An 883-nucleotide genomic window follows, 5' to 3' on the forward strand; every position below is an offset into this window, starting at 1 on the left:
AATGTTCGAGGGCAAATTGGGTTGACCGGCCCATCCGACCAAGGTAGCACCGTAGTTGGCCATACTCATCCCAGAATTATTCAACATAAAATCCATATATTCGATACTGGAAAGGTTCCAACCACCCAAGTATTGGTCAAAAGCGGAAGCTCCAGAGAACATACCAGCCATTGTGGTCACACTCGAGGTGTTCCAACCACTGATGTCCTGATTAAAAGCAGAGGCCTCCGCAAACATACCAGTCATCACAGTAACGCCAGATGTATTCCAGCCACTGATGTCCCCATTGAAAGCAATGGCTCCTGAAAACATCTCTTCCATTGTGGTCACGTTGGAAGTGTTCCAGCCACTGATGTCCCCGTTAAAGGAAGTAGCCCCATTGAACATATTGGCCATGATGGTCACACTGGAAGTGTCCCAATCACTGATATCCCCATTAAAGGAAGTAGCACCTCTAAACATTCCGTTCATAACTATTACACTGGAAGTGTCCCAACCATTGAGATTCCCATCAAAGGAGGTGGCACCAATGAACATATTGGCCATATCAGTAACTTTTGATAGGTCGGGCACATCCGCGGCATTATAGACCATGTTTCCGCATGCATTAAATGCGTTCCTCATGCTTTCCCATTCAATAGTTCCCCACTGCTCTATGGACATGAGCTTGAAGGCATTATCCTCGTCAAACGATGTAGCATCAAATCTGGGGAACTGTCCCTTGATGGCCACGGTATAGGTGCCTGCCGAGGCATACACGTGGCTGTCATTATCACCGCTGTTGATCTGCTCCACAGTCCCATCACCCCAGTCGATCATATAATCATAAGTGTAGTCAGAATTCTTTCCAATGATGATCTCCTCATTGGCCATAGTGGTCTTC

Annotated in this window: 1 protein-coding gene; it reads right to left on the reverse strand. The window is 46.8% G+C overall.

Annotated elements, in window-relative coordinates; genetic code table 11:
* Positions 1-883: BspA family leucine-rich repeat surface protein (locus FOT42_RS17910; protein WP_151891797.1), on the reverse strand; the 883-nt coding region annotated here is incomplete at both ends.

The sequence above is a fragment of the Flagellimonas hadalis genome (assembly GCF_007785775.2).
Classification (GTDB): Bacteria; Bacteroidota; Bacteroidia; order Flavobacteriales; family Flavobacteriaceae; genus Flagellimonas; species Flagellimonas hadalis.